General features: G+C 65.1%; 10 protein-coding genes. 8 read left to right on the top strand and 2 right to left on the bottom strand.

Annotated features, from left to right (window positions below; genetic code table 11):
- Positions 1-122: 122 nt before the first annotated feature.
- The 3 genes from A4H34_RS04135 (at position 123) to A4H34_RS04120 (ending at position 3,774) form a co-directional block, all read left to right on the top strand.
- Complete coding sequence (locus A4H34_RS04135; protein ID WP_064231182.1) at positions 123-830, top strand: hypothetical protein; 708 nt, start codon at positions 123-125, stop codon at positions 828-830.
- 195 nt (positions 831-1,025) lie between these two features.
- The gene (locus tag A4H34_RS10635) at positions 1,026-1,994 is read left to right on the top strand and encodes a S1 family peptidase (protein ID WP_082903057.1); all 969 of its coding nucleotides are present in this window, start codon (positions 1,026-1,028) and stop codon (positions 1,992-1,994) included.
- A gap of 160 nt (positions 1,995-2,154) precedes the next feature.
- On the top strand, positions 2,155-3,774 hold the full coding sequence (locus A4H34_RS04120; RefSeq protein WP_064231181.1) for a S1C family serine protease: 1,620 nt from the start codon (positions 2,155-2,157) through the stop codon (positions 3,772-3,774).
- A 166-nt stretch (positions 3,775-3,940) separates the two neighbouring features.
- On the opposite strand, the gene A4H34_RS04115 is transcribed toward A4H34_RS04120, so the two are convergent.
- The gene (locus A4H34_RS04115) at positions 3,941-4,750 is read right to left on the bottom strand and encodes an alpha/beta fold hydrolase (RefSeq protein WP_064231180.1); all 810 of its coding nucleotides are present in this window, start codon (positions 4,748-4,750) and stop codon (positions 3,941-3,943) included.
- A gap of 428 nt (positions 4,751-5,178) precedes the next feature.
- Here A4H34_RS04115 and A4H34_RS04110 point away from each other — a divergent pair, with 428 nt between their 5' ends.
- Positions 5,179-5,664 carry a flavodoxin family protein gene (locus A4H34_RS04110; RefSeq protein WP_009199539.1) on the top strand — a complete coding sequence of 162 codons (486 nt, stop codon included), beginning with the start codon at positions 5,179-5,181 and terminating at the stop codon, positions 5,662-5,664.
- Positions 5,665-5,912: 248 nt separating this feature from the next.
- A complete protein-coding gene (locus A4H34_RS04105) occupies positions 5,913-6,602 on the top strand; it encodes an AAA family ATPase (RefSeq protein ID WP_064231179.1) in 690 nt (229 codons plus the stop codon).
- Here A4H34_RS04105 and A4H34_RS04100 read toward each other — a convergent pair.
- A complete protein-coding gene (locus A4H34_RS04100; RefSeq protein ID WP_064231178.1) occupies positions 6,599-6,931 on the bottom strand; it encodes a hypothetical protein in 333 nt (110 codons plus the stop codon). The two genes, A4H34_RS04105 and A4H34_RS04100, sit on opposite strands and share 4 nt — an antisense overlap.
- A gap of 531 nt (positions 6,932-7,462) precedes the next feature.
- On the opposite strand from A4H34_RS04100, the gene A4H34_RS04095 reads away from it, so the two are divergent.
- The 3 genes from A4H34_RS04095 to A4H34_RS04085 all read left to right on the top strand — a co-directional run bounded on the left by A4H34_RS04095 (position 7,463) and on the right by A4H34_RS04085 (position 13,639).
- Complete coding sequence (locus A4H34_RS04095; RefSeq protein WP_064231177.1) at positions 7,463-7,978, top strand: hypothetical protein; 516 nt, start codon at positions 7,463-7,465, stop codon at positions 7,976-7,978.
- A 241-nt stretch (positions 7,979-8,219) separates the two neighbouring features.
- Positions 8,220-8,951: a hypothetical protein gene (locus A4H34_RS10925; protein WP_156510254.1), complete on the top strand. Its 732-nt coding sequence runs from the start codon at positions 8,220-8,222 to the stop codon at positions 8,949-8,951.
- A 233-nt stretch (positions 8,952-9,184) separates the two neighbouring features.
- On the top strand, positions 9,185-13,639 hold the full coding sequence (locus A4H34_RS04085; protein ID WP_064231176.1) for a DEAD/DEAH box helicase: 4,455 nt from the start codon (positions 9,185-9,187) through the stop codon (positions 13,637-13,639).
- Positions 13,640-13,703 lie beyond the last annotated feature (64 nt).

Genomic DNA, 13,703 nt, shown 5'->3' with positions numbered 1-13,703 from the left:
GAAACGCCTGTCGCCCAAAGGAAGTATTGCACAATCAATTCACAGGAAACTTCATAAAAACATCACGGAAACTCCATTTGAATAGTCACGTCAAAACAAAGACAGTTCTTTTGGAGGAGAATGTGAGCGACAAGGACAACCGCACGAATTCGGCGGATTTTGAGGCCCACGGGCCGACGGGGGCCAGCCGGCCGTTCGGCTCCTCGGAACTCCCGGGCGCGCCGAAAGCGGGCGACGCGGCGGGAGTGAGCGACGCACCGAGCGCGACCGCGCCGCTTCCGACCGCCGAAGCGGCGTCGGTCGATGCGGCATCCGACCACGCAGATTCAGCCGAAGCCGCGGATTCGTCCGCGGCAGCCGTCGGCGAGAAGAAAAAAGCGAAGCGTCGATGGCCGACGAGAGCCCTGGCCGCAGCCGGCGTCGCCGGAATCGTCGTCGGCGGCGCAACGATGGCAGGCGTGAACGCCCTGACCAACGATTCGTCGCACGGCAACAGCAGTTGGAATTCGGGCGCAGGCAAAGCCGGAAACGGCAAGCCGCAGCCGCCTTCGGGCAACATGCCCCAACCGCCGGACGGCGGAGGAGGGCCCCAGCCGCCGTCGGACGGACAGGGCGGCAATCAGCAGGATTCGGGCAGCCAGGGATCCAGCGGCAAAAAGTCTTCGAAATGGGGGAAGAACGCCACCAAGAACAAGCAAAATCAACAGCAGAAGGGGTCGGACGGCCAGCAGGATTCAAGCCAGACTCAAGGAACCGACGGGCAGAGCTCGGGCGGGACGGACGGCTCCGGTGGGACGGACAGCTCGGGCGGACAAACGCCGACCGGCTGACAGGTGGAATGCCCGGCGGATACGCGGGCTCCTGGGCAAAGGGTGCCGCGAGCGACATCGCTTGCGGCGCCCTTTCACGTCCCTTTAAATTGTCCGTGCGAGGGAAGGATGACAACCATCACCAGGCAGCGTTGCGTCGCCTTTGGAGGCTATAGTGTTGAGAGGACATGTAACGGACAAAGGACAGAACACTAGATGAGAGCGAACGACGCGCCACGCGCTGAGCCGCAGGAGGCGCAGGAGGGGGCGGCAGCGCCATCGTGGCTGACAAATGCCAGCCTCCGGCCGGAAGAGGACGTTCAGTCTCCTCGCTCGTCGATAGCCGCGGCGATATTCTGCGTCTTTGCACTCATCGCCATCGGACTTGTGGGGCTTACCACAGCGTTCTCCCAGTCGTCGGCAAGTCCGAAGGTCGAGTCGGTCGTCAATCGGTCCACCAGTTTCGCAGCCACTCCTTCGACTCCGAAGGCGTCCGCCCCGCCCTCCCCCACAGCCCGCAAGACGCCCAACTTCTACCAGCCGGCGTCTCCCGAACCGACTCCCACGCCAACCAACGGCGTTACAGGTTTGGCTCGAATAACAACGACCTACGGACGCGAAACAATGCGCGGAGCCGCGATGATTCTGGATTCGTCAGGGATTATTGCAACGAACTACCACATCGTCAATCATCCTTCGCCCACTTTTTCGGTCTACATTCCCGAGAAGGGGAGCACCCATTCCGCCCGCCTGATCGGCTACAGCCCGCTGACCGACGTCGCCATCCTCAAAGTCGACGGCCTTCCCCCGCTCACGCCGATTACACCGGCGGCCAAGCCTCCCGCACCCGGCGATCCGGCCGTCATGTTCGGCTTTCCCGATTCGGAAAGCCGGGCCACGGCCGCCTCGGGCCATGTGCAAACGGGAGTCGCCCGCAACCGCGGGACGACGACGATCGACAACTTCACGTACGACGGCATGTCCTTCCTCGTGAGCTGCCACATGGTTCCCGGATACTCCGGCGGACCTACCGTCAACCCCAAGACCGGCCAAACCCTGGGCATGAATGCGCGGTACTACATCGATTCCAAGGTGCAGGCCGAGTCGATCGCGATATCCGACGTCATGCGGGTGAAAACCGAAGTCCTCGGCGGCAAGCCGACCAAGGACACCGTCGTCAAGTGACCGCGGGGAAAATCGCGAGACGGAACCGCACAAGACCGTCGAAAGACGAAGCTCACAGGATCGGTCTCTGGATTTTCCCAGGAAACGTCCCGGCAGCCCCATGTTGCCGGCAGTTAACTTATTCATGACATACAGAGAACGCATCCTCTAGGAGGGGACATTGAGCGAGAAGGACGCCGAGGGACAGTTCCGCCCACAGAATGTCGAACCGACGCAATCCCTGCCGCGCTATGCGGCGGAAGGCTTCGGTGCGGCGTACCAAAGGCCGGCGTACCAGGCTGAGGATCCGTCGGCATCGGGATCGGCTGAGCCTGCATTCCCGCGCCCGCAGGATTGTCAGGAGCGCCAAGGCGCCGGCTACCTGGACCCTCGGGCCCGGCTCGGTGAGCCGACTTTCTCGGGCCAGGCCACGGGAGGTCTGCCGGCAACGGAAGGCCTGCCCGCTCATGCCCGGGCCGGCTTTTCCGAGCAAAGCGCCGACGGCAACGCGTTCGGCCAGCAGTTCGGGGAAGACTTTTCCACCCACCAGTCAATGAGCGGATACCCGAGCGGGGCAGCCGCTCCGGCGTCGACGAAGCGCAAACGCCATAAGTGGTCCACCGCGGCGCTCGTGGCCTCCATGCTGTCCGGAATGGTTCTGGGCGGGGTCCTGGGAGGCCTCGCGGGAATGGCGATCGAGGAACGCGAGAACCAGTCGAGCGCCCAGTCCGTCCAGCCGAACTCTCCGCAGACTAAGCAGCCCCCACAGGGTCAGGTCCCCGATCAGGCCCCGGTAGACGACGCAGGAGAGGGCACCAGCGGGGCAGCCAAAGGAAAGCGCGTAAACTCCGCCCCCGGCGTCGTTCTCGTCAACTCCGCGCTCAACGGCGGCGAAGGCGCCGGAACGGGAGTCGTCGTCGACAAGTCGGGCGTCGTCGTGACGAACTATCACGTGGTTCAAGCCTCTACGACGGTCACGGTCACCGACCCGAACACGAACGACCAGTATGAGGCCGAGGTTGTGGGACACAACGCGGCGCAGGATGTGGCCGTGCTGAAGATCAAGAATCCGTCGAAGAAGCTGAAGGCCGCTTCGATCGCGAAGAAGGCGGCGAACTCGGGCGACACGGTATACGCAGTCGGCAACGGACACGGCCAGGGGTACCTGACCAAGCTTCAGGGCACAGTCACGGCGCTCAATCGCTCGATCACGGCTCAAAGCGCTTCGAACAACGAGAGCAAGAACAAGCTGACCGGGCTGATCCAGACCGACGCCGATGTGGTTTCGGGATACTCCGGGGGGCCGCTTATGAACGCCGACAACCAGGTGGTGGGAATCAACACTGCCGCTTCGACGGGTAAGACGTCCGAGGAAATCAACGGCTACGCCATTCCCATCTCGAAGGTCATGGAGACCGTGAAGGAGATCCGCAACGGAGAAACCGACGATGGAAACATCATCGGCCGCAACGCGGCCCTCGGCGTGTCGGTAAGGTCAGTCGGCGGGGCGAATCAGGACGGCCAGGCTCCTCAGCAGGATCCCGACATTCCCGAGGCGCCCGCTGGGGTGTCGGGGGCGCAGGTCACCGGCCTCGTCAAGGGGTCGGGCGCCGAGAAAGCCGGGATCGTGAAGGGCGACGTCATCACGGCGATCGAGGGCAAGGCCGTCGAGAATTCGTCCGAGCTCGCCAAGACCGTTCAGAAGAAGAAGGTCGGCGACAAGGTCAAGCTCAGCGTGACAGGCGCGGACGGAGCCCAGCGGGAGGTCGAGGTGACACTCGGAAAGGCGAGCGTCAACTAGCCGACTCACAGGCGGCGATCCGAAGGAAGGACAGAAGCGGGGCGGGGACGACGATGTCCCCGCCCCGCTTCGCCTCTACAGGACCACTCGTTCTCGCGGCAGGCGAGCTTGTTCTCCCTAGATTCGCGGTTTACGCCTCCGAACTTGGCAGGCTGCCCAGGGCGGTTTACGCCCCCGAACTCGGCAGGCTGCCCAGGAAGGCCTCGACAGCCCGATAGAACGCCTCCGGTTGGTCGCGGCGGATGCAGTGGCCCGCGCCTGTGACCGTCGTCGCCCTGAGAAGGGGATTGCCGACGGCCAGAATCGAAGCGATTTCTTCTTCGGTGAAGAGCGCACCTGGCTGATCCCCCGTCATCAAAAGACAGGGAACGGCGATCTCCGCGGCCAGCTGCGTGCGCGGAGCCGTCAGTCCCACGACGCCCACTGCGACGAGTGCGCGGTCAACCTGCCCTTTGGCCGTGGCCCACGCCCCCAGCTCGCCGACGACGCGACTCGGATGGTCGTTGACGGCTTGCTTGACGGCGTCGGCGGGATTGGCCGCAATTCGGTCCAGACGAGCGATTTCGGCCTGTGCTCCCGCCTTGTATGCGGCAGCCTGCTCTTCGGTGAGCCACGCCGGGTCCTCGAGCACGAGGGCCTCAACGAGGTCGGGGCGCACAGCAGCCGCCGCAGTCGCAATGGCGCCTCCCATCGAGTGCCCGAGGAGCGCGACCTTCCCCGACGCAGCGTACCCTGCCTGTTCTTCGACGACGTCGATGGCGGCCTCGACGCTCGCGCCGAGGGGGTCGGCCAGCTCGGCGTCCGTCAGCCGGGGAGAGAGCCCGTGGCCGAGCGAGTCGACGAGGGCCACTCGGCGCTCGCCGTTCCACCTCTGGGCGATTCCCGCCAAAGACGGCCCGTTGTCGGTCACGCCGTGGAGGGCCACGATCGCCGTCGATCCCCCACAGCCCGAAATATACGTCGCCAACCTTGCCATGACCCCTCCTAAAAGCTCGATCGCTTTGAAACAGGCGCGGACTTCGGCCGCCCTAGGCCTGGGGCGGCCATTCGAGGCCTCAGACCTGGCGTGGGCCCTCAGCCTGCCGTCCGTCCTAGATCCAGAGTGGATTCTCAGCTTCCTCTGGATCCGATACGGATTATAGATTGCTCGGGCCCAGGCGCGGCAGACGCTTCCGCCTCACAAGCAGACGTCCAGCGCAGTATGCGAAGGCGGCCACCCGCACCGAAGGAGGCCACCCGCACCGAAGGAGGCCAGTCGGCTCGAGGGCCGCACCCACTTGAGATTGAGAGGAATGCGATGTTGCGCGAAAAATGAGGGCCGCATCCGCAGGCCAGCCGTTAGACTTGCAGGCGGCAGAAAGACCCGCGGTGGGCAAAGACTTGCAACGAGTCGAAGGAGGACGAATGCCAAGAAAGTATCTTTTCATCAACGCCAGCGCCAAAAAGGACGGATCGACTGTCGAATGCGGAACGGCCCTGCTCGAGGGCCTCGAAAGCGAACAGATCCACCTCGTCGATTACCGCATAGGCTTTTTCGGCCAGAGCTTCGACGACGACGAGTTCGACGCCGTGCTGGAGAAGATGCTCGCTGCCGACGTCATAGTCCTCGGCTCCCCCGTCTATACGGAAACAATGAGCGCGGCTGCCAGAACCCTGCTGGAGAGGCTGGAAACCCACCCCAGGGCGGAAGAGCTTTCGGGACGGGAATTCGCCTACTTCATCCAGGGATACGGGCCGACCAGGCTGGCAGTCGAATCGACGACGGCCTCGGTTCGCAACGCCGTCGAACCGAGGGGGGCGCGCTTCTTGGGGGCTGCCTCTGACATGGTCGAACTGGCCGAGCTCCGGGAGGCGATCGACTCCCAAGAGGCCGAGGCCTCTCACGAATGACGATTGCGCGAGGGCGTCCAGCAGGACGCAACCGACCCGGCGCCCCTCGCGAATCCGGGCGGGAGCGCCCCGATGCGGAGAGGGAAGGCCTTCTGACATAGAGACCGACCGACAGAAAATGACTTTCCTTGTGCCGCGACATATGTACGTGCGCTGCGACATATGCACAGGGACGTCTTCAAGCAAGTCAGCGCTCGCCCATTCGCGTAAAACGTCAAAATGTCGCGCCTGAAGGAAGGAACTTCGATATGCCCGAGAGCGATCCCATCCGAGTCTCGTCGGCGGAGGCTCCTCGCTTCATTCGCACGCTGACAGACAAACACAGGCGGGCAGGCGAACACAGACGGACAGCAGAGCCTGCTTCGGAGACGCCGATCGATTCTCGAATGCCGACCGCCTCGGGGACGCCGACCGATTCAGGGACGCCGACGGATTCGACAGCGTCGCGGCCAACCTTCGTAGTTGCGATCGACGGGAAGTCGGGCGCAGGAAAGACCACTTTGGCGGGCAAACTGGAGAAGGAGCTCTGCGAGGAGGGCATTGCCGCCGCCGCGATAGAAGTCGAGTCGTTCATCGGCGGTTGGAACGGTCTGATCGACGGCGTCGAGGCCGTGGCCTCCCGAATTCTCGAGCCCGTCCGGTCGCGAGGGAGCGCGACGGCGCGCACGTGGGATTGGAACCGCGGCGCGTGGGCGGACGAGGTCCGTATTCCGCAGTCGGGCCCCGTTGACGTTCTCATTCTCACGGGGTGCGGGGCGGCGAGCGCTCCGTGTCGGCCCTTCGTCGACGTCTCCGTTTGGGTCGAGCTGGACGAGGAACGCCGCCGCGAACGCGTGGCCCGAAGGGAGGGCGACCCCGGACGATGGTGGCTGATGTGGGCCGAACAGGAGGACCTGCTGCCACGAAGCGGGGCGCCCGACGTCGTCGTGGCGGATTAGCCGTACCACTGCCTTCCCGCGTATCTCTGCATGGCGGTCAACAGGCCGATCGTTGCCACAACCCACGCCCACGACGGCTGCGGCGGAAAGAACGCCAGGCCAATGACTCCGCCCGCCCAGCCAAGCGCGGCCAGAAGGTCGTTGCCGCGCGACGAGAGCGGTCCGCCGTTGTTCTCGGAGTTCAGGGCAAAGACCAGGGCCAAAACACCGAGGACGACGACGGCGACTCCCACGGCCAGCACGTGCGGCGGGTCGACTGCGAACCTGAACGCCAATACGGCAAGGGCAAAAGTGAAAAGGCAGTATGCCGTCCACCGCCAAGGAGTCATTTTCCCTCCAGTCTTTCTGGGCGTCGCCGCCCGGGCCTTCCGGGCGTTGCCTCGCCCGAGTTTTCCTGAGCGTCACCGCTCCGGCGTTTGCATTCTCACCGTGCAAGCCGCTTACCGCCCCTTGTGGCGGAAGTCCCCTGCACCGTGAGATTTCACGTCAGCCTACCAGCAGCAGAACGTGACCGCCGCAGACGAATCGGAGACGGGTGAGGCGCGCAGCGCTGGAATCGCCCGGCTTCCCCTCTTTCCTTCGGGCGGCTCAGGCCTCCTTCAGGTCGCGAATCTACTTGGACCGTTCGCAAACGGCACGCGGCCGGCAGCGGGCAGGAGCCGCCGCCGTGCGATTTTCTCCTCCGACAACTCGGACAATTTCCTTTCCCGAGGCGCCGGACAACGATGCCCATGCGGACAGACGTGAAAATTGTGGACTGATCGATGCCAAATGACGTAAAATGCAAAGACCAATGAAGACAAAACTATCACGCACACAAAAGTCCAATCGGACGACAAGCTTCCGTTAGGGTGAAAATAATGAGCGATGAGGACCTCAGCGCTGCGGATTTTTCACGCGTACTGTCCAAGCTGCCGGAGGGGCTGCCCATATCGGACGGATATGACGCGCGCAGATCCGGCTCTGACCGTCTGCTTGCGGAAGAGAACTGGTATTCCAGCCCCAAACAGTCGATGGTCAGCTGGTACGAAGACCTGGAGTCCCCCGACGGTTCCGCCCGCAAAAGGCGCTCGCTAGAAGCCCGGGTTGGATGGAATCGTTCGACGTCGCCGCAGGGAATGCTGTGGATCGCCGAAGCCTTGGGCGAAGACACCGCCACCCTCAACGAGGCCGTCGAGGAGGCGAGCCGCCGCAAACGCCTGACCAGCCAATGCTCCGCCATTCGCAGGTCCATCCCGTGGGCGAGGATCGCCGAGCTGCTGGCCGCGCACCGAGAGGAAACCCAGGGGCACTTCAAAAAAGGGGCGAAAAGCCTCGCAAAAGGGGCGGGATCGAAACTCGCCGGCTGGCTGAGCGGCCGACGCCGGGACTGCTGATTCCCTTCAGGGACTCCACAGCCCTTCTATATTATCATGCGAAACTGAACGCCTGCAATTCACCCTCGATTTGGCGGAGCTAACACTCCTTCTTTTTTCCGCGCCGTTGCGCGGAAAAATCATCACACACCTCCGGCCTGGGCAATAGTACCCATGACACAATGTCTCCTTGGCGGTAACAATATTGGAGAGTGGCGCTTGAACACGCGGAGGCAAAAAGCAACGCCACGAAGGAGGGAACATGCCGAAGAGACTGGTAAGAGCGGCCACTGTGATGGCCTTGTTAGTGGCGCTCACCGCATGCGAATCGTCGGGATCGTCCAACGGCAAGAAAAGTCACTCACATACGCCGACGCAGACCGCTTCGACCGCAGTCTCGTCCCAAGCCAGCGGAACGACGTCGCCGTCGACGTCATCGGCACCGTCGACGGCGCCCACATCGAGCGAGTCCAAGGCTGCGACGCCTACTCCCACCTCAACCGAGGCGAGCGAAGCTCCGACGTCGGCCCCGGCGCCGCCGTCCCCGCGCGCCCATCAGAGCCCGAGCGAACCGCCGTCGTCGCCTCAATCAACAGGGGCATTCACGACGTCGGTCGAGTGCACGCCCGTCTCGGGCGCCGAGTCCCCTGTCTCCAAGGTCGTTTTTCGAGGCAACGGCACAAAGTACTCGGCGCGTTTCGTGTACGAGGACGGCGTCGGCACGCCGCCGGACACCCTCGGCTACGTCGTCACGCTTTTCGGCGAGGACGGGGCGAACGGAGTCCTTTCAGCCGGGCACCTCAACGGCAAGAAGGTCTTTCCCGTCGAGGACGACAATTTCGTGGTCATCGAGCACGGATATTTGACGATTGTGGAGGCATACACCCGGATTCCGGGAATCACTCGGCCATTTAGCTGGTACGCTGAGGTAAAAGACACTGATAACACCATCGCTACCTGCGGCACCAAAACGACAGCCGTCCCAGTAGACTAGCGGGTCGCTTCATGCGCTTGCCGCAAGCGTTTATTATCATGGTGTATCAGGAGGCGGCATTACCGTCACATCACGCAAAATTGGAAGGACACGATCGTGTTTACCCCAGTCGAAAAGGGTTGCTGCAACCCATACCGGCCTAGAAAGCCTCAGCCCGCGCTCTTGGCGTGACGCAAAGCAAGATTTCCCCTAGGGCTGCGCGGATTCTCGCGCGGCGGAAGATAGGCTGAGGTATGTCAGAAGGGATGCACGGATTCAAGGACGAGCAGCTGAGCGTCCTCGCTACGTGGAACCTGATCGAGCAGTTCAGCCCCGAGTCCATTCCCGAGCCCACCGGACGCAAACGGAGGTCGCGGCGCAATGGCCGGCGGCGTCAGGGCGAGGATTGGCGCGCCCAGCTCGAGCTGCCCTCCTCCGCACTGGGCGAGACGCCAGACGACGCAGCGGAAGACGCCGATCTGCCCGTTCGCTTCCACCGATACCAGGGGACGGAGGCACGCCGCGGCAAGGGCCGCAACGGCGGCCAGGCGCCCCTCCCCGACTATCAGGTTCTGGATCTCCGCCCGGGAATGATGCTTCCCTGGCAGGAGATCGCCGACGCCGACGCATTCGAAGGACAATGGCGTCACACCGTCTATCTAGGTTGTTTCACCGCTGAGAACATCGCTCGCGAGCTCGAATCGATCTTCGTCGATTCGACCGACAACTTGGCCGTCGCCCGCGGAATGAGCGCGTGCGCCACGGTTCAGCTCGATTCCCTCGGCCGCGTCCTGCCGGAAACGGCCGTGCTGTCCTCTGCCGCGTGGGGAGTGGGGCGGGCCCGCGACCCCGGTCCGATCGTTCCCTGGTGGTTCCTCGGTTTCGACGCCGGCTCGAAGGAGCTTGTCAACTCGATTCGAACGTTCGAAGCTCGGCGTTCGTCGGACGGCCACCCGTCCCCGCAAACGTCAGATTCGCTCGCCGAGCTGGTCGCAATCGCCCAATCGGCCGCCGGCGTGACGCGGATTCCTTCGCTGGCAAGGCCCGCCGTGCGGATCAAGAGCGTCAGGGTCCGCGAGCCCGGCACGCCCGGAGCGCACGGCCTTCCACCCGACGTGGGAGAGGAAGACAGCCTCAACAGCCCTTTCCTCGACGAGATCGCCCTCGCCAGCGACCTCATTCGCCGAGACGACGCCGGCATGGCGCTTTCGCGCTTCCTTTCGCCCGACAGGGCGGTCAACACCGCCCGCCGACACGACATGCGCAAGCGCAGCGCGGCCATTGACGCCCGGCTCAGCGCCAGCCGCATTCCAGCCGGCAGATGGCCCGCCGACCCTGCCCTGCACCTCTCGCGCAACCAGCAGTTCGCAGTCAATCGCGCCATGCACGAGCTCTCCGACAGGGGCGGGATCCTCGCGATCAACGGCGCGCCGGGCACGGGCAAGGCCGCCGTCGTCCGCGAGATTCTGGCCGGAAACGTCGTCGAACGCGCGCGCAGGCTTTCGCGTCTGCGCGATCCGAGAGACGCATTCACCGGCGCGATCCACACGTGGGAGGACGGCGCCTCCCGCCGCGAAGTCCCGCAGCTCAAGCCCGAGCTCACAGGTTTCGAGACCGTCGTTGTGTCAGCCGGGCCGACCGACACCCTCGCCGAAGAGTTCCTCTCGCCCTCCTTCGTGGCGAAGAAATGGCGTTCGGGCGACGCGTTCTTCAAGGGACTCGCCGCCTACGTCAACCGAGGCCGCGTTGCTGCGGCCTCCCGTCCCGAGGGCCGCCCCGTGACGGCGGGCTCCGGCCGGAAGGCCTCCGCGGACGCGCCCGCTTCGGCTCAGTCCCGGAACTCACTGTTCGCCGGCCTGCCGATGAACGACTCTCTGCTCATAGATTCAACGGCCCTGTCGAACGCAGGGTTCCCGTTGCCTTCAGTCTCTTCGGAGGACGCCGGCGGATCCCTCCCGCCGATTGACATCGCCTCCTTCGCTCCCAAGCAGGCCCCCGGCGGCGCTTCGCTGCTGAGCAACGCGAAGCTTGCCGTCAAGCAATCCGCTTTCCACATGGGAAAGACGGATTCTTCCTCGGCGGAGGCGTCTTCAGATCCGGCGTTCTCCTTCGCCTCGGCTGCCGCTTCCTCGGCAGGTTCTCGGCTTTCCGGGGCATCGGCTATCGCGGCGTCGGCGAACCCGGCGGGGTTCGGTTTTCCCACTGCGGCGGGCGCGTCGACAGACGCTGCGGCTCCGGAGGTTTCTGCCTTGCCGGCAGAAACCGATGCGCCGGCCGAAACCGATACGTCTACGAATGAAAATGCCACCGCCGATGCGGCACAGATCGGCGCGACGGTCGATGCGACGGAGGTCGAGTCCGCGCCGTCCGCTGACTCCGCAACTTCGACGGCGCCGGGCTCGAACGCCCCCTATTCGCCGACGCAGGAACCCGCTTCGGCCGAGGCCGATCCGGCAGGCAATCCGGCGGCCGCGGGCTTGGACGTTCCCGCTGCCTCGGCGCCTCCCGCGGATTCCGCTCTCTCGGCCGCCTCGGCTGCGCCAGCCCCGTCCTCCGACTCGCCGAATCAGGGATCGCTCCCCGGTGTGGCCTCGGCGCAGTCCGCAGCCTCGCCCTCGCCCGCTGCATCGGCGCAGTCTGCCGCATCGGCCTTGTCCGCACCCTCGGCGCAGTCCGCAGCCTCGGCCTTGTCCGCTGCGTCGCCTTTGTCCGCAGCCTCGGCGCAGTCTGCCGCATCGGCTTTTTCCGCGCCATCGGCGTCTTCGCCCGATTCTCCCGCCGTGCTCGGCCTCGGAGAAGAATCGGGCGCCCCTGCCGCGGGCGATCGCGAGAGCGCAGCAGCCTTCCCCTCCGCGGACCGGCCTTCGGATCGCGAAGCCTCCGCCCCGGGGGCTTGGGCGATGGTCGCTGCCCAGCTCGACACCAAAGCGCAGCAGGCCGCCTTCCGTCGCGACTACTGGTTCGCGGACGGAGCGGCCGGCGTCGCAGGGATGAACGCGATCCTCGAGGAACAGACGATCCGGCGCGACAACCTCAGGCTCGCCGACTGGGCGAACGCATGCGCAGCCTACGCAGAGGTGGAGAAGAAGGTCGAAGCCCTTCTCCGGCAGCGGGTCGACGCCGAAAGGCGGCGCGACACACTCGCCCAGCTCCCCACTCGCCTCGCCCGCGCCGAAGACGCGGTCTACGTTGCCGTGGCGGAGCTGCGGGAGGCGGAGGCCTCGGTTCCCGAGCTCATCGACGCGGCGGCGTCCTCCGAACGCGAGCTTCGCGCAGCGAGCGCGCTCGTCCAAAGCCAACGCCGGGAAGAGCCCGGGCTGTTCCGCAGGATCGGATCCGGAGGGGGCGCCAAGCGCGACTGGCAGGCCCGTTACGACGAGCTCAGCGCAAGGGAGGCCGCCGCCGCAGAGGCAGACGGCCTTGCCCGTGCGGCTCTGGCTCAGGCCGAAGAGCTCGTGCGCGCACGCGCCCACCGCGTCAGCGCGATTCAACAGGAACTGATCCAGATCCGCGCCGACATCCCAAGGCTCACCCGCCAATGCGAAGAGGATCGACGGCTGTGGGGAAAGTCCTATCCTGGCGCCCCGCAGAGCGAGGCCGAGCGGGAGCAGAACACCCCCTGGCTCGACGTCGAACTCGATGAGGCCCGCTCGGAGCTTTTCTTGGCCGCCCTGAAGCTGCACGCCGCCTTCCTGCGCGCGGCAGCAGAGTTCACCCACCCCGGGCTCGATGCGGCCACCGACGTCGTCGCCGGGAACTGCCCGCACAACCTCGAGCCGGAGAAACTGACCGCCGCATGGCAGCTTCTATTCCTCGCCGTTCCCCTGGTCTGCACGACCTTCACCGCCGCGGCGCGCATGTTCCATTCGATCGGGCGCGAGGCCTTCGGATGGCTCGCGGTGGACGAAGCGGCCGAGGTCCGGCCCCAGATGGCCGTGGGAACGCTCGCCCGGGCTCGACGAACCATCGCGATCGGCGACCCTCTGCGTCTGGAGCCCACCGTCGCCGTGCCGATGAAAACGAGCATGTCGATCGCCTCGATGTACGGGACGGCCCAATGGCTCGCCCCGGGGGCTTCCGTGCAAACGCTTGCCGACCGCGTCAGCAGCTACGGCACGACCCTGCGCACCGGCAAGAGGGCCGACGGAGAGCCCTCCGCGGGCCTGTGGGTCGGCATCCCGCTGCGCGTTCAAAGCCACTGCTCTGAGCCGATGCACTCGATCCTCAATGCAATCGCCTACGACGGATCGCTTTTCGCCGGCGCGGCCGGCTCGCCTACGTCGATTCCGCAAAGCGCATGGATCGACATACCCGCAGACAATCCCGGAAGCCACGTGCAGCCCCTCGAGATCGACGCCGTCAGGAAGATTCTCGACAAGCTCAGACCCGAGGGGGTTTCCGCCGACCGCATCTTCATCGTCACTCCGTTCGCCCAGGTGGCGCGCGAACTGGAAATGCTTTCCTCGATCCACTGGCCGGGCTTGAGGACTGGAACGATCCAGCGCATGCCGCGCGGCCGCTCCGAGGTGGTCATCCTCGTCTTGGGCGGCGACCCCGACCGGGCCGCGGCGAAGGTGAGGGTCACGAAGAACCCGAATCTCATCACCGCGGCGGTTGGCCGGGCGAAGGACCGCCTTTACGTCATCGGCGACCGCTCCGCCTGGTCGCAGTACCCATACCTCGACGTCGTCAGCGACCTGCTGGGCTGACACCGGGCCGACGCAAGTCGCGTGCCCCGTCGACGGCCAGACTCGCCGACGTCGACGGCCTGCT

This window comes from Peptidiphaga gingivicola (assembly GCF_001652275.1).
In the GTDB taxonomy this organism is placed as follows: domain Bacteria; phylum Actinomycetota; class Actinomycetes; order Actinomycetales; family Actinomycetaceae; genus Peptidiphaga; species Peptidiphaga gingivicola.
This window is presented reverse-complemented; position numbering and strand designations above follow the sequence as displayed.

Excerpts from the sequence above, each read along its gene's own strand:
- A4H34_RS10635 (WP_082903057.1), top strand. The coding sequence starts at position 1,026 with ATGAGAGCGAACGACGCGCCACGCGCTGAGCCGCAGGAGGCGCAGGAG.
- A4H34_RS04115 (WP_064231180.1), bottom strand. The coding sequence starts at position 4,750 with ATGGCAAGGTTGGCGACGTATATTTCGGGCTGTGGGGGATCGACGGCG.
- A4H34_RS04110 (WP_009199539.1), top strand. The coding sequence starts at position 5,179 with ATGCCAAGAAAGTATCTTTTCATCAACGCCAGCGCCAAAAAGGACGGA.
- A4H34_RS04105 (WP_064231179.1), top strand. The coding sequence starts at position 5,913 with ATGCCCGAGAGCGATCCCATCCGAGTCTCGTCGGCGGAGGCTCCTCGC.
- A4H34_RS04100 (WP_064231178.1), bottom strand. The coding sequence starts at position 6,931 with ATGACTCCTTGGCGGTGGACGGCATACTGCCTTTTCACTTTTGCCCTT.
- A4H34_RS04095 (WP_064231177.1), top strand. The coding sequence starts at position 7,463 with ATGAGCGATGAGGACCTCAGCGCTGCGGATTTTTCACGCGTACTGTCC.
- A4H34_RS10925 (WP_156510254.1), top strand. The coding sequence starts at position 8,220 with ATGCCGAAGAGACTGGTAAGAGCGGCCACTGTGATGGCCTTGTTAGTG.
- A4H34_RS04085 (WP_064231176.1), top strand. The coding sequence starts at position 9,185 with ATGTCAGAAGGGATGCACGGATTCAAGGACGAGCAGCTGAGCGTCCTC.